General features: G+C 46.3%; 23 protein-coding genes. 10 read left to right on the forward strand and 13 right to left on the reverse strand.

Annotated features, from left to right (window positions below):
* The first annotated feature begins 115 nt into the window (after positions 1 to 115).
* The 4 genes from D5I41_RS15520 to msrB all read left to right on the forward strand — a co-directional run bounded on the left by D5I41_RS15520 (position 116) and on the right by msrB (position 6,811).
* The gene (locus D5I41_RS15520; RefSeq protein ID WP_119010561.1) at positions 116 to 748 is read left to right on the forward strand and encodes a DUF2760 domain-containing protein; all 633 of its coding nucleotides are present in this window, start codon (positions 116 to 118) and stop codon (positions 746 to 748) included.
* Entirely contained in the window at positions 748 to 2,592 is a 1,845-nt protein-coding gene (locus D5I41_RS15525) for an Hsp70 family protein (RefSeq protein ID WP_119010562.1), read from the forward strand. The genes D5I41_RS15520 and D5I41_RS15525 overlap by 1 nt, the downstream gene beginning before the upstream one ends.
* Positions 2,593 to 2,669: 77 nt before the next feature.
* Entirely contained in the window at positions 2,670 to 5,486 is a 2,817-nt protein-coding gene (locus D5I41_RS15530) for an Hsp70 family protein (protein ID WP_119010563.1), read from the forward strand.
* A gap of 197 nt (positions 5,487 to 5,683) precedes the next feature.
* The gene (gene msrB / locus D5I41_RS15535) at positions 5,684 to 6,811 is read left to right on the forward strand and encodes a peptide-methionine (R)-S-oxide reductase MsrB (protein WP_119010564.1); all 1,128 of its coding nucleotides are present in this window, start codon (positions 5,684 to 5,686) and stop codon (positions 6,809 to 6,811) included.
* 100 nt (positions 6,812 to 6,911) lie between these two features.
* On the opposite strand, the gene D5I41_RS15540 is transcribed toward msrB, so the two are convergent.
* From D5I41_RS15540 to D5I41_RS15580, 9 genes are all read right to left on the reverse strand, one after another.
* Positions 6,912 to 7,844 (reverse strand): alpha/beta fold hydrolase, encoded by a 933-nt coding sequence (locus tag D5I41_RS15540; protein ID WP_235868931.1) that lies wholly within the window; start codon positions 7,842 to 7,844, stop codon positions 6,912 to 6,914.
* 18 nt (positions 7,845 to 7,862) lie between these two features.
* Positions 7,863 to 8,336: a DUF2947 domain-containing protein gene (locus tag D5I41_RS15545; RefSeq protein ID WP_119010565.1), complete on the reverse strand. Its 474-nt coding sequence runs from the start codon at positions 8,334 to 8,336 to the stop codon at positions 7,863 to 7,865.
* Position 8,337: 1 nt separating this feature from the next.
* On the reverse strand, positions 8,338 to 8,928 hold the full coding sequence (locus D5I41_RS15550; RefSeq protein ID WP_119010566.1) for an HD domain-containing protein: 591 nt from the start codon (positions 8,926 to 8,928) through the stop codon (positions 8,338 to 8,340).
* Positions 8,916 to 9,509: a ribosomal protein S5-alanine N-acetyltransferase gene (gene rimJ, locus D5I41_RS15555; protein ID WP_119010567.1), complete on the reverse strand. Its 594-nt coding sequence runs from the start codon at positions 9,507 to 9,509 to the stop codon at positions 8,916 to 8,918. Before rimJ ends, D5I41_RS15550 begins: the two co-directional genes overlap by 13 nt.
* Positions 9,510 to 9,517: 8 nt before the next feature.
* Positions 9,518 to 11,062 (reverse strand): transcriptional regulator TyrR, encoded by a 1,545-nt coding sequence (tyrR, locus tag D5I41_RS15560; protein WP_119010568.1) that lies wholly within the window; start codon positions 11,060 to 11,062, stop codon positions 9,518 to 9,520.
* A 92-nt stretch (positions 11,063 to 11,154) separates the two neighbouring features.
* Positions 11,155 to 12,228 carry a YcjF family protein gene (locus D5I41_RS15565; RefSeq protein WP_119010569.1) on the reverse strand — a complete coding sequence of 358 codons (1,074 nt, stop codon included), beginning with the start codon at positions 12,226 to 12,228 and terminating at the stop codon, positions 11,155 to 11,157.
* A gap of 4 nt (positions 12,229 to 12,232) precedes the next feature.
* A complete protein-coding gene (locus D5I41_RS15570; RefSeq protein ID WP_119010570.1) occupies positions 12,233 to 13,603 on the reverse strand; it encodes a YcjX family GTP-binding protein in 1,371 nt (456 codons plus the stop codon).
* A gap of 72 nt (positions 13,604 to 13,675) precedes the next feature.
* The gene (locus tag D5I41_RS15575; RefSeq protein ID WP_119010571.1) at positions 13,676 to 13,861 is read right to left on the reverse strand and encodes a hypothetical protein; all 186 of its coding nucleotides are present in this window, start codon (positions 13,859 to 13,861) and stop codon (positions 13,676 to 13,678) included.
* Between the two features lie 110 nt (positions 13,862 to 13,971).
* The gene (locus D5I41_RS15580; RefSeq protein ID WP_119010572.1) at positions 13,972 to 15,486 is read right to left on the reverse strand and encodes a fumarate hydratase; all 1,515 of its coding nucleotides are present in this window, start codon (positions 15,484 to 15,486) and stop codon (positions 13,972 to 13,974) included.
* A 160-nt stretch (positions 15,487 to 15,646) separates the two neighbouring features.
* Here D5I41_RS15580 and pabB point away from each other — a divergent pair, with 160 nt between their 5' ends.
* The 4 genes from pabB to D5I41_RS15600 all read left to right on the forward strand — a co-directional run bounded on the left by pabB (position 15,647) and on the right by D5I41_RS15600 (position 20,538).
* Positions 15,647 to 17,005 (forward strand): aminodeoxychorismate synthase component I, encoded by a 1,359-nt coding sequence (pabB, locus tag D5I41_RS15585; RefSeq protein ID WP_119010573.1) that lies wholly within the window; start codon positions 15,647 to 15,649, stop codon positions 17,003 to 17,005.
* Positions 17,006 to 17,027: 22 nt separating this feature from the next.
* On the forward strand, positions 17,028 to 17,627 hold the full coding sequence (locus D5I41_RS15590; protein ID WP_119010574.1) for a CoA pyrophosphatase: 600 nt from the start codon (positions 17,028 to 17,030) through the stop codon (positions 17,625 to 17,627).
* 128 nt (positions 17,628 to 17,755) lie between these two features.
* A complete protein-coding gene (gene asnS / locus D5I41_RS15595) occupies positions 17,756 to 19,156 on the forward strand; it encodes an asparagine--tRNA ligase (RefSeq protein ID WP_119010575.1) in 1,401 nt (466 codons plus the stop codon).
* A 191-nt stretch (positions 19,157 to 19,347) separates the two neighbouring features.
* Positions 19,348 to 20,538, forward strand: coding sequence for an amino acid aminotransferase (locus tag D5I41_RS15600; protein ID WP_119010576.1), 1,191 nt, complete (start codon positions 19,348 to 19,350; stop codon positions 20,536 to 20,538).
* Positions 20,539 to 20,612: 74 nt separating this feature from the next.
* Here the strand turns inward: D5I41_RS15600 and D5I41_RS15605 are convergent, their stop codons facing one another.
* On the reverse strand, positions 20,613 to 21,257 hold the full coding sequence (locus D5I41_RS15605; protein ID WP_119010577.1) for a hypothetical protein: 645 nt from the start codon (positions 21,255 to 21,257) through the stop codon (positions 20,613 to 20,615).
* 177 nt (positions 21,258 to 21,434) lie between these two features.
* Here D5I41_RS15605 and D5I41_RS15610 point away from each other — a divergent pair, with 177 nt between their 5' ends.
* Positions 21,435 to 23,303 carry a putative nucleotidyltransferase substrate binding domain-containing protein gene (locus D5I41_RS15610; protein ID WP_119010578.1) on the forward strand — a complete coding sequence of 623 codons (1,869 nt, stop codon included), beginning with the start codon at positions 21,435 to 21,437 and terminating at the stop codon, positions 23,301 to 23,303.
* 4 nt (positions 23,304 to 23,307) lie between these two features.
* Positions 23,308 to 24,042: a 3'-5' exonuclease gene (locus D5I41_RS15615; protein ID WP_119010579.1), complete on the forward strand. Its 735-nt coding sequence runs from the start codon at positions 23,308 to 23,310 to the stop codon at positions 24,040 to 24,042.
* Positions 24,043 to 24,086: 44 nt separating this feature from the next.
* Here the strand turns inward: D5I41_RS15615 and D5I41_RS15620 are convergent, their stop codons facing one another.
* The 3 genes from D5I41_RS15620 to D5I41_RS15630 all read right to left on the reverse strand — a co-directional run bounded on the left by D5I41_RS15620 (position 24,087) and on the right by D5I41_RS15630 (position 26,464).
* Positions 24,087 to 24,503 (reverse strand): GNAT family N-acetyltransferase, encoded by a 417-nt coding sequence (locus D5I41_RS15620; RefSeq protein ID WP_119010580.1) that lies wholly within the window; start codon positions 24,501 to 24,503, stop codon positions 24,087 to 24,089.
* A complete protein-coding gene (yqfB, locus tag D5I41_RS15625) occupies positions 24,503 to 24,802 on the reverse strand; it encodes a N(4)-acetylcytidine aminohydrolase (RefSeq protein ID WP_186811097.1) in 300 nt (99 codons plus the stop codon). The genes D5I41_RS15620 and yqfB overlap by 1 nt, the downstream gene beginning before the upstream one ends.
* Positions 24,803 to 24,892: 90 nt before the next feature.
* Positions 24,893 to 26,464 (reverse strand): BCCT family transporter, encoded by a 1,572-nt coding sequence (locus D5I41_RS15630; protein ID WP_119010582.1) that lies wholly within the window; start codon positions 26,462 to 26,464, stop codon positions 24,893 to 24,895.
* Positions 26,465 to 26,499: the final 35 nt, after the last annotated feature.

The following is a 26,499-nucleotide window of genomic DNA, read 5'->3' on the forward strand; positions in this document are numbered from 1 at the left end:
GTTTACCCTAATTTGACATACTCAAACACTAACTAAATGTATTTAAGTACTTGAATTTCTATTCAAGCGCCCGCACATTTAGAGCAATTACATTATACCTAATGAGACTCTAATCATGATCATCGACCTATCCGTGTTACCCAACACGTTTGATATGCTTCACGCAGGTTTAGCTGCGTCAAGTGTCGTCCTTCTGGCTGTTGCTATCGCTCGCAAGCCAAAAACCATTGAAAAGATCGTCGAAAAACCCGTTGAGAAACGTGTTGAGGTTGAAAAACCTGTAGAAAAAATCGTTGAAGTCGAGAAAATCGTCGAAGTAGAAAAAGTCGTTGAGAAAGTGGTTGAAGTTGAGTCAAAACTCAAAACAGCCTCAACGGACTCTGCACTGCAACTGCTGTCACTGCTGCAACAAGAAGCTCGCTTAGTCGACTTCCTTAAGGAAGATATCTCTTCGTTTGCTGACGAAGAAGTAGGTGCAGCCGCTCGTGTTATTCATAGTGGCGGACAGAAAGTGCTTAAAGACTACGTTACGCTATCACCGGTTCGTAGTGAAACGGAAGAAACACAAATTCAAGTGGCTGAAGGGTTTGATGCTCAAGAGATTCGTCTCGTCGGTAACGTTACGGGCAACGCACCCTTTACCGGTACGCTGATTCACAAGGGTTGGAAAGCCGATAACATCGAGCTTCCAAAGCTGGCTGAAAACTACAACGCTAACATCATCGCACCTGCGGAGGTTGAGCTGTAATGAGTGAATCTGCAAAGTACATTGTCGGTATCGATTTAGGTACCACCCACAGCGTTTTATCCTTTGTTGATAAGCAGCAAGAAGAAGCTAAGGTAGAGGTAATGCCAATTCCTCAGCTTAGTGCGCCAGGTCAAGTAGAAAGCCTAAATCAATTAGGGTCTTTCATTTACCAGCCTAGTGAACATGAAATGGGCGCAGGCTCTCGTACCCTGCCATGGACTGAGTCTCCAGAAGCGCTTGTAGGCTCAGTTGCGAGAAAGCTTGGCAGCAAGACCCCAATTCGTTTAGTGGCCAGTGCCAAGTCTTGGCTAGGTCATGCGGCAGTAAACCGTCGTGAAGCCTTCTTGCCGGCAGGCAGCCCCGAAGAGATCAGCAAGGTTTCTCCTCTGCGCGCAACAGAGCTTTACCTAGAACACTTGATGCAAGCATGGGATCATGCTCACCCAGAGCATAAACTTCACCAGCAAGACGTTACGATTACGGTTCCAGCGTCCTTTGACCCAGCTGCACGAGATCTTACCGCAGAAGCGGCGCGCAATCTTGGTTTACACCATCTTACTTTGCTGGAAGAGCCACAAGCGGCGCTGTACAACTGGATTGAGAAAACCGGAGATGACTGGCGCAACCAATTAACGGTTGGTGATGTTGTCTTGGTTGTCGACGTTGGCGGTGGTACTACTGATTTATCGCTCGTAGCAGTAACAGAAGATGAAGGTAACCTGACCCTAGAGCGTGTTGCCGTTGGTGAGCACATCTTGCTTGGCGGCGATAACATGGACCTTGCCCTAGCCTATCGCATTAAGATGAAGATGGCTCAAGACGGCAAAGAACTGCAACCTTGGCAAATTCAAGCCATTGTGCACGCATGTCGCGACGCAAAAGAAGCACTGCTTAACGATAAAGAACTGCAATCTGTACCCATTGTTATCCCAAGTCGTGGCTCCAAGTTAATGGGTAGCACACTTAAAACCGAGCTGACCTCAGAAGAGGTACAACAAACCCTTGTGGATGGTTTCTTCCCTGTTGTTGATATTGACGAGCATCCAAAGCAAGCACGACGTGGCGCGTTAACGCAGATGGGTCTGCCATATGCGCAAGATGCAGGTGTGACAAGACACATTGCAGCCTTCCTTAGCAAGCAAGCAGAGTCAACCGCTGATGTGTTTGGTGGCATGTTTGGCTCTGATAAACCTGACTTTGTTAAGCCTACAGCTATCTTGTTTAACGGCGGCGTACTCAAGGCCGATACACTGGCTGAGCGTTTGTTTGAAGTGATTAACTTATGGCTAGCCGACGCTGACGCGCCAGAAGCTAAGCAACTCCTCGGCTCAGACCTCGATCTTGCGGTATCTTCCGGTGCTGCCTACTATGGTCAAGTTCGTCAGGGCAAAGGTGTTCGTATCCGTGGCGGTATCGCTTCGAGCTACTACGTCGGCATCGAAAGCGCCATGCCAGCCATCCCCGGAATGGCACCACCAATGGAAGCACTGTGTGTGGCACCCTTTGGTATGGAAGAAGGATCTTCAGCGGATGTACCAAGCCAAGAATTCGGTCTGGTAATTGGTGAACCTGTTCACTTCCAGTTCTACGGCTCTACCATTCGCCGTGAAGACAGCCCTGGTACGCACCTAGATTACTGGCAAGACGGCGAACTCGATGAGCTTCCTGAAATCCATGTCACCCTAGATGCGAAAGAAGGCCGTCAAGTCGGCGATGTGGTTGCGGTTAAACTGGCGTCTCGCGTAACCGAGCTTGGCACTCTCTATCTTGAAGCAATTGCAGCGGATAACGGTCAAAAGTGGCACGTTGAATTTGATGTGCGAGAAGAAAACGCGTCAAGCTAATCTATAATTCCAAAGACCTTAAACAGCACTGATCTCTTCAGTGCTGTTTTCTCCACCCTTGTTGCTCCGAGTTAACTATGACATCGTCAAAGACACCTGCATCATCAAAAAAATCTCGCTTTCTCGTCGGCATTGACCTTGGTACCACCAATACTGTGGTCGCATTTTGTGAAAACACTGAACCGCTTAAAGAATCTCCTCTGCAACTGTTTGAAATTGAACAACTTGTGGGGCAAGGGGAAGTAGCACGCAGACCGCAGCTGCCTTCTTTTAGATTTCATGCTACAAAGCAGCAGTTTTCCAGTGAGGCCCTGCAGTTGCCGTGGACGCAGCAACAGGTTGCGGGCGACGTTGACAATGTCATTATCGGAGAGTGGGCGAGAGAATTAGGCTCTCAAGTGGAGGGAAGACAGGTTTCCAGTGCCAAAAGCTGGCTCTCCCATGCCAGTGTAGACAGAGAGTCAGACATCTTGCCATGGGCCGGTGCTGACGATGTTGAAAAGGTTTCTCCGGTGATTGCCAGTGCCAGTTACTTAAACCATATTAGGCAGGCATGGAACCACCGAAATCCGATCAATAGACTTGAAGAGCAAGAAGTTGTTATCACGGTTCCAGCCTCTTTTGATGAAATTGCCCGAAACCTTACCCTAAAGGCCGCCTCTGTTGCGGGCTTAGATAAGGTGTTGCTACTAGAAGAGCCTCAAGCGGCCTGCTATGACTGGTATGCACGCTTTGAACAGCAACAGGATCCCGATCTTTCAGATATCCCTCTCATTTTGATCTGTGATGTGGGAGGCGGTACCACCGACCTTAGCCTTATCCAAGCTAAATACACAGAAGGTGAACTGAGCCTTAACCGCATTGGCGTAGGTGAGCACCTCATGCTAGGCGGTGACAACATCGACCTTGCCCTTGCTCATATCAGTGAGAAAAAGCTGAACAACAAGACACCAATGAAGGCCCAAGCGCTGAGCAAGCTGATTTCCCAAACTCGGCGTGTGAAGGAGAACTTGCTTGGCGTGAACGCGCCAGAAGAAGGCAAAGTCACCCTGCTGGGTGGCGGTTCTCGCCTGATTGGCGGAGCACGCAGTGTGGCAGTTACGCGAGAAGAGGTTCAACAACTTGGATTAGAAGGTTTCTTCCCTCTAACACAATTTAATGAGCTACCTAGCACCAAGCGAAGTGCTGTTGTGGAATTTGGCCTTCCCTATGTATCCGATCCAGCCGTTACCAAACACGTGGCGCAGTTTTTGAACCAGCATCAATCCGCTTGCCAAGACGCTTTAGGTAATAGCCAAGAACACGCTATCCCTGTTGCGCTTCTCGTCAATGGCGGCGCGTTCAACAGTCCGTTGATCAAAAAACGTATTCAAGATGCCCTTGAATTATGGCGTGATGATTCTATTACCCTGTTGGATAACCCACATCCAGACTTTGCCGTAGCTTATGGCGCTGTGGCATATAGCAAAGCACGTCGCGGTGCTCAGCTTAAGATTGGTGGTGGTAGCCCTCGCTCCTACTTCTTACACCTAGCGGGTAAGAATAAAAGCCAAGCACTATGTCTCCTCGGTAAGGGTAGTGAAGAAGGCACAGAAGTGCGCTTAACGGGAAGACGATTTGCACTCACTCTCGACCAACCCGTTCGCTTTAATCTGTTGACCACAACTATGGACAGTTTGAGCGATGACTCAGTCCCCAACAATGGAACACTTCACACCGTAGATAGCGACCTAATGCAGGCTCTTCCCCCTTCTATAGCCTCTCTTGACAGTGGTAGTGATGAGGAACTAGAGGCAAATCAAAAGCGCAGAGTAGAAGTGCAGCTCAGCAGTAAGTTGACAGAAGTGGGGACATTGCAACTAGAGTGTGTGGACATCGAAAATGATGACGACCGCTGGCAGGTCGAGTTTGAGGTTCGTAATCAAAAAACCGTTGAAGAGCAGCAAATACCGGCGAACCTAACTCAATCCAAGCAACTCATTTCTACGCTTTACAGTGGCAGTAAAAAGCAAACTGATGCCAAAGAAATCAAGATGCTTGCCAAGCAACTAGAACGAAACTTAGGTAAACGCGATAGCTGGGACTTAACCGCCTCTCGTCATCTATTTGATGCCTTTGCACTGGGTAAAAAACGTCGCCGCCGCTCTGAGCCGCATGAGAAAAACTGGCTAAGATTGGCGGGTTACAGTTTAAGACCCGGATTTGGTGATCCCGTTGATTCGTGGCGAATGGAGCAAGTGTGGCCACTTTACCAGCAAGGTATTCAGTTTAAGAACCAACAAGGGTGGAGCGATTGGTGGATTTTTTGGCGTCGAGTCAGCGGCGGTCTGAATCAAGATCAACAAGAAAGTATTCTTGCCGATATTGCCAAATATTTGCATCCAGGGGCGCTCAAAAATCCACAAACAGCCAAGGTGGCCCATGAAAATGGCTACGAGGCAATGGTGCGCCTATCGGCCTCCCTTGAACGACTGCACTTTGACGACAAAACGCTACTCGCGAACTGGTTTATGACTAAAGCATGCCACTTAGAAAGTTATCGAGATGCGCACTGGTGGGCACTGGCACGTCTTGGTAGTCGAAGGCCATTGTATGGCAGCCAGCACAATGTTATCCCAGTAAACGAGATCAATAACTGGTTACTCACCTTGCTTGAATTGGACTGGAATAAACAAAGCATGGCGGCTTTTGCCGCAGTAATGATGGCTTGCAAAACCGGTGATAGAACCCTTGATGCAACAGAAGAACTAAGACAGAAAGTAATAGATAAAATCACTGGCAGTAAGGTGCCACAAACTTGGTTGCATCTTCTCACCACTGAGGAGGCATTCAATCAGGAAGAAGCTCAAAAAGCCTTTGGCGATACCCTGCCAACGGGTTTGCAATTACTATAAGACGACTAGCACTCTGATAAACCTTCTATTGCCCCTGCATTTAAGGGGCAATCTTAGCCTTTTCCTGAACCATTCCCTTCAATCCCTCGTACTACTATTGTTAATTAAAATCGATAATTAGTAAAAATCGTGAAATTTTTTCTTGGTTTGTACTCTCCTATTAAGAGACTATTCAACAAAGAAAGACGAGGTCTCAAATGAAACGACTGTCTACCGCACTTTTCACAATTGTAATTGCTTCTCCTTTCGCATGGTTGGTGTCTAGCAACTCTATGGCTGACGACGCAAAAATGCCCGACGCAACCAACATTAAAGTAGCAACACTTGCTGGTGGATGTTTCTGGTGTACAGAAGCCGATCTAGAGAAACTGCCTGGGGTCATCGACGTTGTCTCTGGTTACGCCGGAGGGTCCGAGGTTAACCCAACCTACAAACAAGTGGCGGCAGGCAAGACCGGCCACATTGAAGCGATACAGGTTACCTATGACGCAGACTCAGTGACGTATGTAGAAGTACTAGACCAGCTGTTTCGCCATATGGATCCCACCGACGACCAAGGCTCATTTGTGGATAGAGGGCGACACTACCGACCTGCGGTGTTTTATCACAACGAACAACAATTCAATACCGCCAACGCCTTCATTCAAGATATAGAACGGTTGGGTGTGTACAAGAAACCCCTGAAAACAGAGCTGATCGAATATACGACCTTTTATGATGCTGAAGATTATCATCAGGATTACTACAAAAAGAATCCGATTCGCTATAAGTACTACCGTCACGGCTCTGGACGCGATCGCTATCTCGATAGCATCTTTGGCAAAGATCGTGAAGAGTCAGGCATGACCTTGATAGCAATGATTGAGGCTGATAAAGGCGTCGATACACAGCGCTACACAAAGCCAAATGATTCTGAGATCAAGGGTATGCTGACTGAACTTCAGTACTACGTTACTCAGCAAGAAGGGACAGAGCGCCCATTTAAAAACAAGTATTGGGATAACAAAAAAGACGGGATCTACGTGGATATCGTCTCAGGAGAACCTTTGTTTAGCTCCACAGATAAGTACAAGTCAGGCACAGGCTGGCCTAGTTTTACCAAGCCGATCAATGACCGTTTTATTACGGAGCACAAAGACAGCAAACTGTTCTACACACGTATAGAAGTAAGAAGCCGGTTTGGTGACTCGCACCTTGGGCACGTGTTTGAAGATGGTCCTGAGCCTACTGGATTAAGATACTGCATTAATTCGGCGTCGTTGAAATTTATTCCTAAAGATCAATTAGCTAAAATGGGATATGAAGAGTTCTTAACACTATTTTAGAAGATGCACGTTTAGTGTATGATTTTCTTAGCGGCTAAGTTAACCACGTTGCAATGGCTAACCAACTGCTTAGAGCACCGGCCCTCGGGCCGGTTCTTTTTTATTGATTTATGCCCTTTAGAAAAGAAATCAAAGCCTCATTAATTCTCTCCGCTTCCTCATATTGCAAAGCGTGCCCTGCACCCTCCACTCCTATGAATTTGTGATCACTGGGTAAATAAGAACGAACCTTCTCTGATTGACTAAAACTCAGCAATTGATCTTCCTTACCCCACATCAGTAGCGTGGGAATATGATTCTTGCTTAGACTTTCTAAAGCCCGTTGGCTTGATTGCTGCAATGCCTGAATTGCAGTCAAATAAATCGCATTGCGAAACCCTTTTATTCTCATCTGCTCCTGATAACGCTGTTGCCAGTGACCAAGCAATTCAGGTTCTACAAAGTCTTTAACCTGCTCTGTAATCATGTTGGGAAGATAGAAAGCATACGTGAGGTAGCGGCCAATAATCGGCAGTTTAAGCGGGCCAATATTAACCGGTTCATTCAAGGGTGAAAGAAGACTCACACTAGCGACCCTTTGGGGGTGCGATTGGGCATAGTTAGACACAATAGCGCCGCCCATAGACAAGCCAACCAAATGTACAGCTTGGTCGATGTGCAAATAGTCTAAGAGGTGTTCAAGTTGGCTGGAAAAGAGCTCTAGGTTATATCGCGTATTGGGACGGGCGGAATAGCCTCTGCCGAACAGATCAAACGTCAGTACGCGAAAACCAGACTCTTCTATGGCCTTGGCATTTCGCTCCCAGGCAAAGCTAGGAACTGAGAAGCCATGCACCAATACCACAACAGGTAAATCACAGCCACCAGCAATGCGATAATTCACAATGCCAAGTGGCAGCTGCGCAATAGTGAGGCCCGGGTGATTTTTTAACTCTTGGGTTAAATAGCGACGTTCTAAGTTTCGCCAGAAGGGCAACATGGTCAACAATAGAATGAGTAAAAAAAACGCTAATAATCCTAACTCAAACCACACATGCCACCCCCTCAATTCTTAAGGACGATTACCGAGTTTTACTTGTCCATCAGTGGTAAACCATAGTGCCTGTTTACGACGTCGGCCAATTAATATTGGGCCATCGTCGAAAAACAAAAAGTTTTTCCAGTGTTGTTTGAATATCGACCAAGTCGTTTGAACGACATTGTACTTTTCATAGCAGAAATAAACCGTGACATCGTCTTGCCAATCAATGTGTTCAATCACAGCTTCAGGCAACCCCTCATCATCGGATTCCCAATTACTCATCCAGTTTACCGAGTCAGACCAATTAGCCCCTGACGTCGGCCAATCTTGGCTGCTCATGCGTTCTGAGTCTGGACTTTGTTTACTGATGTTATCCTTCCAAAACTGAGCACTTTTTGCCTGCGACATAGGCTTAATTTCCGCTAAGTCCTCTGACGGAATAGGCATGGATTGGTGGGTAAAGATCCACTTGCGTGAATATTCATCTAGCGATATATGGTCCATATTACTCATCTTTTAGCCAGCCATTTTCAACGGCTTCATCTATGATCTGTAGCGCCTTCTGCCACAAGGTTTCTGAGCCTTGCTGAATGCGACCGTTGATAGCAATGACTTGGCTGCGTTTCACTTGATGCTCAACCCAGCTTTGCCCTTGATTATGATAGTTCAATAACATCGGAATGAATCGATCTAACGCCTTAGCAAACTTGGCATCATCGGTTGTCGCCGCTTCAAATTCATCCCAAATGGCACGCAGTTCTTCTCTTTGGCCTTGTGGTAGGTAGCCAAATAAACGATCCGCAGCTAGCAATTCTTTTTGTTCTTGCTCTTTGGAGGCCACCGCGTCATAAACGAAGGTGTCCCCCGCATCAATTTCAACAATATCATGCAATAGCAGCATCTTTAAAACGCGAGCAATGTCTACTTCTGCATTGGCGTGCTCTTGAGTTAGCATAGCCATGGTAGCGACATGCCAGCTGTGCTCTGCGCTATTTTCAAGGCGACCTTGCGCGCTCTTTACTCGGGTTCTTCTGAGTACATTCTTAAGCTGGTCAATCTCCATCAACATTTCAAGTTGCTGATTTAATCTTTGCATGCTTCCATCCAGTTTTCGTTAGTAAGTGACGTCAACACATGGTCTTGCCAACGCCCATCAATCAATAGGTAATCCTTAGCGATCCCTTCTTTTACAAAGCCCATTTTTTCTAGGACCTTAGCACTTCGCTCGTTATGGGGAAGGTAAGACGCCTGAATTCGGTGCATATTAAACTGCTTAAAAAGATAGTGACAGGCTTCTTTCAGGCTAGAATGCATTAGTCCCTTACCCTGCTCCTGTTCATCGAGGGAATAGCCAAGATTACAAGCGTGAAACGGATAAGCGACAATGTTGCTAAAGGTCACGACACCTAACACCTTGCTCTCGTCATGATTCAAAACTAGAAGGTACAAACCTTGTCTGAGTTTTTCTAATTCCTCAAGGCGAGCTATCTTATATCTCCATCCTGCTAGGGTGTAAAAACCTTCATCTCTGAGGGGATCCCAAGGCTTTAAAAACGCTTTATTGCGAACAAAGTATTCACACAATATCTTCGCATCCGAGCGAGTAACAGAGCGAATCGTCGGCTCTGAAACAGAAGTACTTTTCTTGACCACTAAGGGCTTATGAGTGAAAAACATCTCCAAACCTATTTCTTCCCGATCTCATAGTCGCGAAGCTTATTCGCAATTGAGGTGTGCGAGACATTCAGCCTTTTTGCGAGTTTTCTACTTGATGGAAAGGCTTGATACAACTTTTCTAGCACCTGAGATTCATGCCGCTTCATAATATGATCCAATGAACCATCAAGGTCTAGCTTCGCCTCCCCTTTGGACAGCCCATCAAGGGTAGGAAGATGAAAGTGCTGGGTCGACAACTCAGTCCCCTCAAGCTCGGTGAGCGCGCGAAGTACGGCATTGTCGAGCTCGCGTATATTACCCGGCCAGCTATAGCTAATTAAGGCGTCCATTAAACTTGCAGAACAGCTTGGTTTATCAATACCCAGCTGGGCACAGTGTTTTACCAGCAGCATATCCAGCAAAGGGGCGATATCTGACGATCTGTCGCGCAGTGGCGGAATTTTAAGATTCAATACGTTAAGACGGAAATAGAGGTCCTGACGGAAGGTGCCCGACTCTATCAGTTGCTCTAGCGTATGCTTAGTAGAGGCTATCACGCGCACACTTACACTCACCTCTTTATCTTCACCCACACGCCTAAAGGTGCCATCTTGCAAGAATCTCAACAGTTTGCTTTGCAAGTGTGCGGACATCTCGCCAATCTCATCGAGGAAAACGGTCCCTCCATCGGCATTCTCAAAGATCCCCTTATGGGGTTTTCCTTGGTGAGAAGTGCTTTGCGCATGGCCAAATAGCTCGGTTTCTGCCACATCATCGGGCATAGACGCACAACTAAGAACAATAAAGGGGTTTGCTGCGCGATGAGAGCGAGCATGACAGGCACGAGCAAGCATTTCTTTACCTGTACCAGTATTGCCTTCAATTAGTAGGGGCTGCTCGAGCATAGAAAGCTTCTTGGCTTGAGTAATTAGCGCTTTGTGTCGGTTGGATATCCCCACAAAGTGTTCAAATCCAAGTGGGTCGCTATCGGAAACCAACTCAGTTTGACCATGGTCATGTCGGGATTGTCTTAACTGAAACACGGTACTTGCATGCACAGAAGTATCGCTGTTTTGCATCAAGTGGACAGGAATGATCTCCATCTGATAATCGATACCGCCAATCACAACGCTTTGTTTAACCCGAGCAGCAGAGTCTTCTAGCCAAGCTTGATAAGAGAACTTAGGGAGCAGTTGACTAATGGAGCTGCCTAATATTGACTCTTCACTACTGTGGAATAACTGCTTGGCTTTTTGGTTAGCCATATCAATCTGGCCATTAAGCCCAACAGAGATAAGCGCTTCTGACAGGTTATCAAGTACCGCTGTAAGTTCCGTGTTCTTGCGCTCGCTGGGCATAAACTGAATACGCCTAACATCAGACACACCTTCAATGCGTCTGATTTGCGCCATCAAAGCACTAAAGGATTCAAAGTCTAATTCTGGGCAATTAAGATAAATAATACCGACAGGGTCGATCTCTATGCCTCGCAAGTCTAGATTTTGCGAGGTTAAGATATCCAGCAGTTCGCGGGTTAAACCTAAGCGATCTTCACACAATACTTGTAAGCGCACGTCTGATTCTCAAGTGTTCAATAATGTTTACATGAGTGTCTAGCAGAAGCGCATTTCAGTCAAGCAATATCAGGGATTAGAGCAAGTTAACCCTACTCTCTTTCTTCACTATTTTGTAAACGATGTTTAACAGATACCAATACTTGGTCACGAACATCTCGCAATCGCAGACGATTATCATCGGAAAATGGAATTGGTCTCATCAGCTGCGCGGCCTTAATACCCAAACGCGCCGTCAGCAAACCAACACCTACCCCTTGTGCCGCGCGAGTCGACAGTTTGGCAGTGAGATCCATGGATAAAAGATCCATACCGGCATCCATAGCGAGCTCAGTACCACCCGCTGCTGCCATATTAATTAAAGTCAATCGTAGCAACTGAATTCGAGACCAGTACCCCAGCTCTACGCCATATTCTTTAGCAATGCGATTGATAAGGGATATATTTCTCCACGCCACCAGCAACATATCAGCGGCTGCCAAAGGGCTCACCGCAACCATCACCGCGGCCTCTGATGAATACTTGGCAATGGCTTTGTTGATCTTCTGATCCACTGGGGATAACACATACCCCTGATACAAATCCAACATGTCACGATCAGAATGATTGTCACTCTTATGTTGCGACCATTTAGACAGACCTACATTTTCAACACCCGATGCGGTCATTGTCTTGAAAAGAGAATCACAAAACGGCCCGGCATAACCATAGTCGTTGTTGTCATACAGCTGTTGAGCCTTCATTTGCACGTCACCTTGGTGACGAAGACGCCTCATTTTAAGTAACTCGCGCAGTAACGCACCCGCCCCTATCGCGAACCCACCGGTTAGCAACACCGTCCATGACAAGCTCAGAAGGTTGTTCGCTTGAAACGCACCAATAAAGGAGTCAACCAGTTGCCATGCACTTAAGCCTCCCAAGGTGGCAAACAACAGCTTCCAGCGCAGGGGCACTCGACGTCGATTGAACAGCGTCTCTACCTTCTCTTCGATCGGCTCATCTTCTGCTGTAGCAATAGGCTCGGCCTTGATAAATTGGTGATCTTCAAAGGTTTGCTTTGTTCCAAGATCTGGCTGCGCCCCTTTATATTGAGTGTCGAAGCTTTCCTCGCTCTCTTTAGCGTCATCTGAACGCGTAAACACCTGTTTTTGTTTATATTCGTTCAAAACATTACCTCAACTTATCGCCCAGCAAGAACTGCATCACCTTATCCATACCGATATGTGGCAGCGGCGTTGCTTCAACATAATTTTGCGGTCTAAAACTGACAAAATCGAACCCCTGTTTATCCCAAAAATCGGCTTTGGGCAGGGTTGCTGGCACCTCTCCAGGATAGAGAGTGAGCGTGTTTCCTTCGATTGTGGTGCCATTAATAACGGCAATAGAGTTCCCTTTCTGATCGACAAATCCTGCATCCGTCGATTTTATCGAAGCGAACGGCATACACTCCATTGAGACACTTTCAAAGGAGACATGCTGCCAAATCGGCTGCACCAAATGTCGAAGCAACAAATTCAAATTTGAGTGTTGATCAGGAGTAATGTGGTCAGCTTTGGTTGCCGCAAACAGCAACTTGTCGGTTCTTGGTGAAAACAAGCGACGAATTAGGCTGTTTTTTCCGTAGCTGAAGCTCTTCATTATTTCGGTAAGCGCAACCTGCATATCGCTAAAGGCATGCTCACCCTGATTAAGAGGCGTTAGCACATCAACCAATAAGATTTGTCTATCGAAGGAAGAAAAATAGTGTCGATAGAAGGGTTTAATAACCTGTTGCTGATATTCTTTGTAGCGCTTGGACAACAAATTGATTGCGCTCCCCTTTGTGGGTTTGTCCTTAAAAATATAAGGAAAAAACAGCACTACAGGTGCGTCCGCCAATTCGCCCGGCAATACAAAGCGTCCTGGCTGTATCAGTTGATAGCCCTTTGATTTGAGATCTAATAATAGCTTGGTATATTGCGCTGCGACTTCATTGATAAGCTTGTCGTCATTAAATTCATCGTAATCAAGGTGTTGGCTACGAGCTAACCATGTCTCGACGTCAGGAAGATCTATCTGCTGAAGACGTAATAACTGCTGCTCAGACCATGCTTGAAAATCCATCTCTAACATCGGTAGATCCAGCAACCACTCTCCTGGGTAATCCACTAAGTCCACATATAAGGTGGCATGACGACTGAGCAATTTTCGGGCTTTGCTACTCGGCTTATATTTAATTGCGATACGAATTTCACTCACATCACGAGTAGGCGTTGGCCATTGCGGGGTTTCAAGTGTCAAAGATTCATAAGAACCGTCTAGATTAAATCTAGGAGTGAGAAGATTTTTTTGTGGCACTCTTCGTGCACCTAGCACCCTAGCATCTCTCTGCGCCGCCAATAAAGGCAGGTTGTCATGAGTTGACGTATGTAGCAGCTGATCCACAAAGGAGGTAATGAATGCAGTCTTTCCTGCACGAGAAAGGCCGGTGACACCAATTCTTAGGTGTGCATCCAGCCCTCTATTAAGTAGTTGTTTTGCTTCGTTTGTTATTCTGTTCATATCACGCTCCTAAGCTCAAGATATTGAATTACTCTCCAAATATCCAGCGTTAGAGCGCAACATTAACAAGATTTAATCATCGACAATGAGCTTAAAAATGACAAACAGAGCGAGTTCCAAAAGAAGTGTAAGTACTATGGTGATGGTAATGTACTTCTCATGGAAAATGGCAATACCATTGAGAATAAGGTCATAGCAAAGGAAGCCACCGATAACGACGGCAACGATGATCTGAAGAATTTGTACAAAGCGTGGCATAACATCCCCTGTTAATAAAAGTCACAACATAATTGTATCAGCTATCTCGCTGAATTTTCGAAAAAAAGCGCAATCTTTGATTGCGCTTCATCCATTTAGATTAACTAAAGTTAATCCATTTCAGCAATTTTGACCTTCCAGGTTTCTGGACCAATCTGGTGTGCATTGGCACCGCTTGAGTCTACCGCAACGGTTACCGGCATATCTTCAACATCAAATTCGTAGATCGCCTCCATGCCTAGCTCTTCAAATGCAATCACCTTGGCACTCTTGATGGCTTTAGAGACAAGGTAAGCAGCGCCACCCACGGCCATTAGGTACACCGCCTTGTTTTCTTTAATAAGCTCAACTGTCTGCGGGCCACGTTCAGCCTTACCTATCATGCCGGCAATGCCTGTTTTCGACAGCATCATCTCAGTGAACTTATCCATGCGTGTTGAGGTGGTTGGGCCGGCAGGTCCTACGGCTTCGTCACCCACTGCATCCACAGGGCCTACGTAGTAAATAAACTTGCCTTTAAAGTCGACACCTTCTGGCAAGCCTTCACCGCTTTCTAACAGCTGTTGAATACGTTTGTGGGCTGCATCACGGCCAGTCAACATCTTGCCTGATAGCAATAAGGTCTCGCCAGTTGTCCAGGTTTCAATATCGGCTTGTGTGACAGAGTCCAGATTCACTCGGCGCGCTTTTGCACCTGCATCCCACGAGATTTCTGGCCAGTCTTCTAGTTTAGGTGGAACCAAATTCGCCGGGCCCGACCCATCTAGAGTGAAATGCACGTGTCTGGTTGCCGCGCAATTTGGAATCATGCACACAGGCTTAGACGCTGCGTGGGTTGGAGCGGTTTTGATTTTCACATCCACAACAGTGGTTAATCCGCCAAGGCCTTGAGCACCAATACCGGTTTTGTTGGCACGCTCGAAGATCTCTAAGCGCATCTTCTCTTCTGTAGTTTGTGCGCCTCGCTCCATCAATTCATGGATATCAACGGGATCCATTAAGGATTCTTTTGCCAGTACCGCCGCCTTTTCTGCGGTACCACCAATACCTATACCTAGCATACCCGGTGGACACCAGCCTGCGCCCATGGTTGGCAAAGTTTTTTCAACCCATTCTGCTACGTCATCGGATGGGTTTAGCATTACCATCTTGGTTTTGTTTTCTGAACCACCGCCCTTAGCGGCAATTTGTACCTCAACCTTGTCACCTGGCACCATATTAATGTGCACAACAGCAGGTGTATTGTCTTTGGTGTTTATGCGCTTGCCCGCAGGGTCTAACAAAATAGACGCTCGAAGCGGGTTATCTGGATTGGTGTAGGCTTGTCGTACGCCCTCATCAATCATCTCTTGTACTGTGACGTCGGTATCTTCCCACTGCACTTTCATACCAATGTTCACGAAACACGTCACAATGCCAGTATCCTGACATATCGGTCTGTGGCCTTCTGCTGACATTCGAGAGTTAATTAGGATCTGTGCAATCGCATCCTTTGCCGCAGTGCTTTCTTCGGCGTGGTACGCTTTTTCTAACGCTTGCACAAAATCAAGCGGATGGTAGTAAGAGATGTATTGAAGTGCATCAGCGACACTGCTGATAAGATCTTGCTTACGAATTACGGTCATTCGCGGAGCCCCTTTTGGTCAGTCTGAATCCGTTTCATGCACGATTAAGCCTATGACTTCACGTGCGTTCTGAACTTGAGATAAATCTATGATACTCTTGAGGCGATTCTCAAACCACACTCACCTTTACGGTGTCGTCACATTTCAAGCAATTTGATAGATGTCTGATTTAAATATTCAAACCGAGCAACTCATTTACCGAAAGGATCTTGCCCTAGATCTGTTCGAGAAAATAGAACACTACCCTTACGCTATGCTGCTACGTTCCGCATCTGATAATCACCCAAACAGTCGTTACGATATTTTGGTGCATTCACCACAGATTACAGTAGAGACCTATGCCGACGTGAGTGATGTAACAATAGAAGGCGAGCTTTCTCAAGTTACAGAGGATCCTTTCGAACTCTTGCGAAGACTGCAACAGCAATACCTCCCTTATTCACATACCGATACACATCTACCCTTTATTGGTGGCTGGCTTGGCTACTTTGCTTATGATCTTGGCAGACGCATCGAAGACTTTAAAAACATTGCCAAACGCGATCTTAACGCGCCGGACATGGCGGTGGGCCTGTATGAAAAGGCATTAGTGGTTGATCACGAGCTCAAACAAGCCTATTGGGTTGGACAAAACCTCAACGGTGACAATATGCCTTCCCGCTCTCACGAGCTTAATGTTGAGCACCCTTCGTTCCAGTTAGAGACGCCTTGGTCTGCCAATATGACCAAATCGCAATATCAGCTTAAATTTGAGGCTGTTCAAGACTATCTGTTAGCGGGTGATTGTTATCAAATCAATCTAGCTCAACGCTTTAGCGCAGGTTACTCAGGCAACGAGTGGCAGGCATATAAAACCCTAGAAAATGAGAACAAGGCGCCGTTTTCTGCATTCATTCGATTACCGCATAATGCAGTGCTCAGTATATCACCAGAGCGTTTTTTATTGGCTCACGATAAACAAGTCGAGACCAAGCCGATTAAGGGCACAAGGCCACGCTTTAACGATCCCTTGAAAGACAAACAGCAAAGAGACGACTTACAAACAGCAGAAAAAGACCAAGCCGAAAACCTGATGATCGTGGATCTGCTGCGCAACGACATAGGCCGCGTCTCCTCCCCAGGCAGTGTGAAAGTCCCGCATTTGTTTGAGATTGAAAGCTTCCCTGCAGTTCATCATCTGGTGAGTACGATTACCGGGGTACTGGATGACCAGTATGACGAGTACGATTTGCTTCGCGCTTGCTTTCCTGGAGGGTCAATTACTGGCGCACCCAAGGTTAGAGCCATGCAGATCATAGAAGAGCTTGAGCCTCATCGTCGCAGTGTTTATTGCGGCAGCATTGGCTATATCAGTCGATGTGGCAATATGGACACTAGCATTACCATCAGAACGCTTATTACAGAAAATCATAAGATCCATGCGTGGGCAGGCGGTGGATTGGTCGCTGACAGTGAGTGTGAATCAGAATATCAAGAAACCTTGCATAAACTTGGCAAAATTCTGCCAGTATTAGAATAGTGAATTGTTCAGAGAGGAAGGCATGACCAAAGACGAGTTTTTATTAAGATTTAATCTGAGTAAGCCTTCTTCCTACGATACACAAAGCCTGCAACGACTGGCTCATTTTGACCAAGATGTGCTAAGGCCTGCTGCCGTATTAATCGGTCTTGTTGAGCGTAGCAATCGTCTTCATGTCATCCTTACTAAGCGCGCAGCACATCTCAAGCACCATCCTGGCCAAGTGAGCTTCCCTGGAGGAAAGTACGAGCAAGATGACTTACTCCTTAGTGTTACCGCTGTAAGAGAAACCCATGAAGAAGTGGGTATTGACCCCTCATTGATCACGGTAGCGGGCGCTTTGCCCCCGTTACCTACTGTAAGCCAGTTTGCAGTGACTCCTTACATTGCTTTTATCGACCCTAACTACCAGTCAAAGCTTGATTCCAACGAGGTAGATGAGGCATTTGAGGTGCCCGCCGAGTTTCTCTTTGCACGCCAGAACCTCTCAAGTTTCCATTTCCAGTTAAAAACCGTCACCCACAAGGTGTTTGCTATCCCCTATCAAAGACACTTTATTTGGGGAGTCACTGCGCAAATTATTGATGCAATGCAAAGACAGCTCACTTATTTGATGGATTAAACACCGCTTAATAAAAAATACCCATGAAATAGGCACTCTTTACTTGATGCAAAATTATTGGTGAGTAAACTGAGAAGTTCTATTTAATTTTCTATTTCTCGATAGCATCTATTGGAGAGTAATACCAAATGACTTACGCGCCTGTAACAGACGTACTTAGCGGAAAGCTCGAAGTAAACAGTGAGATCACTGTTCGTGGCTGGATCCGCTCACGTCGCGATTCCAAAGCTGGAATCTCTTTTCTCGCCATCTATGACGGCTCTTGTTTCGACCCGATTCAGGCCGTGGTCCCAAATAGCTTAAATAATTACGATGAAGAAGTACTAAAACTGACTACAGGTTGCTCTGTAGAAGTGACAGGTACCGTCGTAGAGTCTCCAGCAAAAGGTCAAGATTTTGAGCTAGCTGCAACGGCTGTAACAGTAGTTGGCTGGGTTGAAGATGCTGATACTTACCCAATGGCTAAGACTCGTCACTCTATTGAGTACCTTCGCGAGGTTGCACACCTTCGCCCACGTACAAACGTGATTGGCGCTGTTGCTCGCGTGCGTAACTGCTTGTCACAAGCGATCCATCGTTTCTACCACGAGCAAGGCTTCTTTTGGACTTCAGCTCCACTAATCACAGCATCTGATGCTGAGGGTGCAGGCGAGATGTTCCGCGTATCTACTTTGGATATGGAAAATCTACCGCGCACTGATAAAGGCAATGTGGACTACAACGAAGATTTCTTCGGCAAGGAGACATTCCTTACCGTATCCGGTCAGTTAAACGCCGAAGCGTATGCATGTGCCCTAAGCAAGGTGTACACCTTTGGTCCAACGTTCCGCGCAGAAAACTCAAATACCAGCCGCCACCTAGCGGAGTTCTGGATGGTTGAGCCAGAGATCGCATTTGCTGATCTTGATGATGCTGCGAAACTGGCTGAAGACATGCTTAAGTACGTGTTCAAAGCCGTTCTTGCAGAGCGTCGTGATGACCTAGAGTTTTTTGCTCAGCGCATTGATAAGCAAGCGATCTCTCGCCTTGAGCAGTTCGTAGACGCTGACTTTGCACAAGTGGATTACACAGACGCAATTCAAATCCTACTCGACTCTGGTCGTGAGTTTGAATTTGACGTTGAGTGGGGTATCGACATGTCATCTGAGCATGAGCGTTACCTTGCAGAAGAACACTTCAAGGCACCGGTAATCGTTAAGAACTACCCGAAAGACATCAAAGCCTTCTACATGCGCTTGAACGACGACGGCAAAACTGTTGCTGCCATGGACGTTCTAGCACCTGGCATTGGTGAAATTATCGGTGGTGCTCAGCGTGAAGAGCGTCTAGACATTCTAGACGAGCGCATGATTGCTATGGGTATCGACCCTGAACACATGAGCTGGTACCGCGACCTACGTAAATACGGCACAGTGCCACACGCTGGTTTCGGTCTTGGTTTTGAGCGCTTAGTATCCTACGTAACAGGTATGGGTAACGTTCGTGACGTGATTCCATTCCCACGTACACCACGCAGCGCGAACTTCTAAGTCGATTGCTGTTATAAAAAACCGCCGTTTGGCGGTTTTTTTGTGTCTAGTTTTCAGGAAAAGTTGATATCAGACAGGTGTTACGGATTACATTGCTAAATTAATTACAAATCTGTTGTTTTGCCGTTTTTCTACAGGTATAAATGAAGACTGTCACATTCCATTAATCCACAATTACACGGACGATACTCATGTTTGAAAAAGTAGTAGCAGCCCCTGCAGACCCTATCCTAGGTTTAACTGAAGAGTTTAAAAAAGATGTACGTGATACCAAGATCAATCTTGGTGTAGGTATCTACAAGAACGAACAAGGTGCAACCCCTGTGTTGGCCACTGTAAAAAAAGCAGAACAAGCCATTCTTGAGACCGAAACCACCAAATCTTACCTAACGATCGAGGGTACAGCAGAATATGGTGTTGCGGTTCAAAAACTACTTTTTGGTGAAAACAGCGCTATCGTTTCTGAAAAGAAAGCAAAAACAGCTCAAGCACCAGGTGGTACCGGTGCATTGCGTGTTGCTGGTGAGTTCATCAAGCGCCAACTAAGCGGCGCTAAAATCTGGATCAGCAACCCTACTTGGGCAAACCACAAGGGCGTATTCACTGCAGCTGGTGTTGAGATTGCTGAGTATCGCTACTACAACGCTGAAACCAAGGCGAAAGACTTTGATGCCATGCTAGCGGACCTTGCCCAAGCAAATGAAGGCGACATCGTTCTACTGCACGGCTGCTGTCATAACCCAACAGGCATCGACCCTACCGCTGACGAATGGCAAGCACTGGCTAAGCTAGCAGCAGACAAGAAATTGATACCACTGTTTGACTTCGCGTACCAAGGCTTTGCTAAGGGCGTAGAAGAAGACGCTGCAGGCCTACGTGCGTTCGCTGAGCAAAATAGTGAAATCCTAGTCGCGAGTTCTTTCTCAAAGAACTTTGGGCTGTACAACGAGCGCGTTGGTGCATTTACTCTAGTAGCGGCTAACGCGGAAGTTGCACAAACGGCTTTCTCTCAGGTTAAAGGCATTATTCGTTCAATCTACTCTAACCCACCAGCTCACGGCTCTGCGGTAGTGACTCACATTCTAAACAATGCTGAACTGCGTAAAGAGTGGGAAGCAGAAGTGAAAGAGATGCGTGACCGTATTCAAGAAATGCGTACGCTGTTTGTTGAAACCCTGAAAGCACAGGGCGTTTCTCGCGACTTTAGCTTTATTGAGCGTCAAAACGGTATGTTCTCTTTCTCTGGCCTAACCAAAGAGCAAGTAACACGCCTTAAAGATGAGTTTGCTATCTACATCGTAGGTTCAGGCCGTATCAGCGTTGCTGGCATGACCAAAGACAACATGTTGCCACTGTGCAAAGGCATCGCAGCCGTACTTTAACAGCCGTACTTTAAGTACTCTCAAACAAAAAGGCTGGTGTTTACCAGCCTTTTTTATTTCTGTAATTACTTACATCAAAAGCGAAGTTTAGCCACTATCCCACCCTGATCTAGGGTTGAGTCATCATTCCAGATAGTTCGGCCATACGCCCCAAGGGAAAAGTGTGTCGTGAAGTAATAATCTAAAGAGAGCTCAAAAGAAGACTCATGAGTGAGATCGTACTCTAGGTACTCGAGAACCATATTCCCTTCTAAAGCGTCAGTGAATCCGTAGTTGACCCCGGCAAACACCCCTAGCAAGAAGTCTTGTTCTTTCGCAATCGTCGAGCCATTGCTGTCTCGAATTTTAACGCTAACACCACCAAGCTTTACACCCGCATAGAGATCGCCGTTATCCATTACCGCAAAGCGCCTTGCTCCAGACACAGTGACATAGTCAGCCCTGTCGTTCTCATCGCCGTGATGAGTAAAGCGACCCTTGTATTGAATGTTGGTAATCCAGTACTCATTGACTAAAAATCTCAGATTTATATCACTGACCGTGACACCATCCCGGCCCTCAAGCACATCCGAGTTGAGTTTACCTCCACCGATGGCCACACTTAAAAAGTTATAATTTACCGGTGCATCATACGATCGAAAGCCCCAATCATAGGCTTCGCTATCTACAGCGAATAATGAACCTAAACTAAACAGTGCAATCGATGAGTATTTGTTCATGCGCTCTCCCTGTCATGAAAAAAGACAAATAAATGCCTATATTCAACCATAATAGTAGACAATAAATGATGATAGTTTAGTGACTTAACAATGATTTAGCGCCAAACTACTATTTATATCCTCTTTTTTTCGTTTTACGATGAACGATGCACTCAATCGCGATAATTAAGGCGCCTCATGGAAGTTGAACTACTCGAAATAAAACAGTTTCTCGCTCAATACCCCCCCTTCACAGACTTGCCTGATGAAGTACTCAGTCAGATAGCGCTTGAAACTGAAATATCCTACATCCGTAAGGGAGATGCAGTGGTTTCCTTAGGCGAGGCCATCTCTGATTTCTTCGTGGTTCGCAGTGGCGTTGTTGAGATCTCCAAGCGGAACGGGTCTTTGTTCAACCGATTGGACGAAGGTGCGGTATTTGGGCAACTGGCGCTATTAAGTAATGGCAAGGTGATGTTTCCAGCTAAGGCCATTGAAGACTGCCTGCTATATTGCATACCCGCTGAAACCTTTCAAAACCTGTATGACTCTTATGACTCATTCGCTGATTTCGTTGCGGTTGAAGACAGTACGCGACTACGTCGAGCCATTGCCAACACCGATGATAATGACCTCACAACGGCAAAAATCACCGCAATGATTAACCGTCCAGCATCGACCATCTCTGAATTTTCGTCTATCAGAGATGCGGCAATACAAATGGACGATGAGAATACGTCTTGTCTTCTTGTAGTGGACGATGAAGCCCACAGCAACGACAAACTACGCGGCATACTCACAGACCGAGATTTATGTACCCGCGTGGTAGCTCAAGGCGTATCACCCGATGACACGGTGAAGTCGGTGATGACCCAAGACGTTATTACTTTAGACAGCAACGCTTATGTCTATGAAGCCATGTTAACCATGCAGCGCTTCAACGTTCATCACTTACCTATTCTTAGAAAAAACAAACCCATCGGCGTTATCGAAGCCAGTGATATCGTGCGTTACGAATCGCAAAACTCTTTACTATTAGTGAGCTCTATCTTCCAACAAAACAGCGTTGATGATTTAGTCACTCTTTCTGAGCAGGTTAATGATAGTTTCGTCAGATTGGTCAACGAAGATGCTAACTCTCACATGGTGGGAAGTGCGATGGCCATCATAGGGAAAAGTTTTAAACAGCGCATCATAGAGCTTGCTGAAGAAGAGCTTGGCCCCTCGCCTGTTCCATATTGCTTTCTTGCTCTTGGTTCAATGGCGCGTGATGAGCAACTGATTGTAACCGATCAGGATAACGCCATTATTTTATCGAACAGCTTCGATAAAGAAAAACACGATGAATACTTCGCTACCCTTTCTCAGATGGTCAGTGACGGATTGGATCGTTGTGGCTACCCATACTGTACCGGTGACATTATGGCAACCAACCCTATTTGGCGAATGACTCAAACCGAATGGGAAGAATGCTTTGCAGACTGGATTGATAATCCTAATGCTAAGGCCTTGCTAAATGCGTCAATATTCTTTGATTTAGTCGGTGTACATGGACAAATCAAGTGGGCAGAAAAGCTCAATCGTTTTATTACTGAGCGCGCTAAGAACAACTCGAAATTCCTATACTGCTTGGCACGAAATGCACTCAACCGAACGCCTCCATTAGGCTTTTTCAAGAGCTTTGTAATGGAAAAAGACGGTAAGCATAAAAACTCCATAAACCTTAAGCGCCGCGGTACCGCGCCACTGGCCGACCTTATACGCGTTCATGCGCTGGCTGTGGGCTCAACCCAGCAAAACTCTTTTGAACGCCTAGATGACATCCTTGATTCGGGAATTTTGCCTAGAGGAAGAGCGCAAGATCTTAAGGATGCACTCGAGTTTATTTCTCTGGTGCGCATACGACATCAAGCCATTGATATCAATGAAGAGAGAGAGCCCGATAACAACATAGAGCCAGAAAACCTTTCTGATTTTGAAAGACGTAACCTTAAAGATGCTTTCCAGATCTTGAGTAATGCTCAGAATTTCTTGAAATTTCGCTATCAAGGCACATCGTTGAAATAATAATATGTTTAAAAAAACAGATGAAAGTCAGGTGCCTGTGACACCTACCAAAGATTGGCAAGCGCATTTCAATGCCTTGCTTGAGGAGAGTAAACACGGGCATATTAAACGCTTCTACGAGGCGGGCACTATCGACCATAAAACACCACTGAAAGATGTCCCCTTTTTAGCGTTAGATTTTGAAACCACTGGGCTTAATTCAGACAAAGATGAAATCATCTCCATAGGATTAGTCCCATTTGACTTAAATCGAATCTATCTTAAGCAAAGCAAGCAATGGCTTATCAAGCCGCAAAAAGCCCTTAATGCAGACTCTGTGGTGATCCATGGTATTACTCACTCAGAGCTTCAATACGCTCCAGATATCATGAACGTTCTACCTGAGTTCCTTGATGCTATCGCAGGTAAGGTGTGCGTAGTTCATTATCGACAAATAGAACGCAGCTTTTTAGACAGTATCCTTAGGCGTAGAGTCAACGAAGGCATTCAGTTTCCTGTGATTGATACCTTGCAGATCGAGTGGCAAGTGCAGCAAGAATACGCTGCTGGCTTTATGAATCGCTTGAAGGGTAAAAGGCCCGGCTCTGTGCGTCTTGCTAAGAGTCGTAAGCGCTACAACCTGCCTACATATACACCTCATGATGCGCTAGTGGATGCCATCGCTACAGCCGAGCTTTTGCAAGCACAAGTCGCTCATCATTTCAGCCCTGATACTGCAGTCGAAGAGTTATGGCTATAGGGCCTTGGGCTTAAAGTTAAGTGTTAAGGGCTTAGGCAATTTCTTTAGCTTAACGCTGTACGTAACACCCAATGCTGAGGCTCAGCGTCAGCGTTGGGGACCTTCTGCCAGCCAAGTCGAGTGTATAGGGTTGGCCGATTAGTGTAGACATAAAGGTGCTGCTGATTCAGGTCGCCACACTGTCGCGATGCTTCCTCGATAAGCTTCGACCCTATCCCACTCCCTCTGCAATCAGGTTTAACCAAAAGTGCGTTTATCCAAACTACTTTCTTATCCGTGAATGGCTGCTCAAAACGAGAAAATGCGATTCCTCCCGCCAATTTCCCATCACACAAGGCAAAGATTGGCTGGGGATAGTCAGGTGATGAGATAACAATATCTTGTGACCATTCATCGATACACCAAGCTCGAAATTGAGAGCTTAGTGGTTTGGATGACTCTACAATCTGCACTTGTTTCATCAATCGACCAATTGGTACTCAATCACAAACAATTGGGAAATATCGGGGTAAATATCGGAGATGACCTGTTTCAATACAGGCAGGGTCATATTTTCTTGAACAGCATGGAATTCCGTAAGGTTTGCAAACTGTATCGGTGTCACCGACTTGATCTGCAATCGACAAAACGCACGCCCCTGCTCAAAAGTTGCCACGTCAACGATAGAGCCTGGCGCATAATCACACTCATTGGCATCTCGGATGGTGATGGTTTTCTTTCCAGCCAAGATGTCATGTTCAAAACGTTCAAAGAACGTCATGGTTGATAAACTCATTTTATTTCCTTTGTTCACAAAAAAGGCCTGATGAATCAGGCCCTTTACTCTTACTTGGTCTTTCAACTGTTAAGCTTAACGCTCTTCAGTTGCCATACCCATTAGCAAGCTCACACACATGGCAAGCAATACAAAGGTAAATGGCAGAGCGGTAGAAATCGCACCAGCCTGTAGGGCCTGTACTGCTTCTGAACCACCAACCCAAAGCATCGCAACCGCGATTGCGCCTTCCATAAATGCCCAGAATACACGTTGTGGCATAGGAGCATCTAGCTTACCACCAGCAGTAATACTATCAATGACCAAAGAACCCGAGTCAGACGATGTTACGAAGAACACCATAACCAAGATAATCGCGATGATAGATAGCATGTTTGCCATTGGCATAGCGTCAAACATCTCAAACATTGCTAGAGAGACGTCGGTTAGACCTTTAGTACCTAGAATACCCACATTGTTGATCACTTGGTCAATCGCCAAGCCACCAAACGTAGACATCCAAATTAGAGTCACTGTTGTTGGTACAATTAATACTGCAGTCATAAACTGACGAACGGTACGGCCCTTAGAAACGCGAGCGATGAACATGCCTACGAATGGGGACCATGAAATCCACCAAGCCCAGTAGAATACCGTCCAACCTTGGAACCACGCCTCGTCATCACGACCGTGCGGATTACTCAGTGGGATAATGTTTTCTACGTAAGCCGTCAATGTTGTTGCGATACTACCAAAGGTAACGTGGTAGCCAATAAACAGCACAAACATCAACAAAACAAAAGCGATGATCATGTTGATGTTTGATACCAACTTAACACCGCCGTGCATGCCACGCATTACAGACACAATCGCTAGTAAGGTAACAAAACTGATTACGGCAACCTGCAAGCCAAAGCCAGCATCAATACCAAACACGTGTTGAATACCACTTGCCGCCTGCTGAGCACCCAGACCGAGCGATGTTGCAAGGCCAAATAACGTCGCAAGTACAGCAAGAATATCAACAATGTGACCAGGCCAACCCCAAGCGCGATCACCTAAGATCGGGTAGAAGATGGAACGGATAGAAAGCGGTAAACCTTTGTTGTACGCAAAGAAAGCCAGAGAAAGCGCTACAACACCATAAATAGCCCAAGGGTGAAGACCCCAGTGGTACATAGTCGCACCTAGCGCTAGCTTCGCAGCTTCTGGAGTATTCGCTTCCACATTAAGCGGAGTCTCATACCAACCAGTGAAGTAAGCAACCGGCTCAGCCACACTCCAGAACATCAGACCGATGCCCATGCCGGCAGCGAATAGCATCGCAATCCAAGACATCACTGAGTATTCAGCGACTGCGTCTTTACCACCTAAACGGATTTTGCCGTAAGGCGACACAATCAATGCTAAGCAGAAGACTACGAAAATGTTACCCGCCCAGATAAACAAGGCATCAAAGGAGCCGATAATCTGCCACTTTAGGCCATCAAGTGCGCTTTTGGCGGTATCTGCATCCAGAAACACCATTGCCAGTAGAAAAAGAATGGTCAGGCCAGCACTCGCGGAAAACACCGCATTGTGCACATCAAAACCCCATTTTTGGACATTATCTTGTCCAATCTGATAGTCAGTACTGTCAATACTGTACTTATCAATTCCCTTGGTCATTCGACCTCCCATGTTTGCACAAAAAACGTACCGAT

Origin of the sequence: Vibrio superstes, assembly GCF_003569005.1 — a bacterium.
Lineage (GTDB): Bacteria > Pseudomonadota > Gammaproteobacteria > Enterobacterales > Vibrionaceae > Vibrio > Vibrio superstes.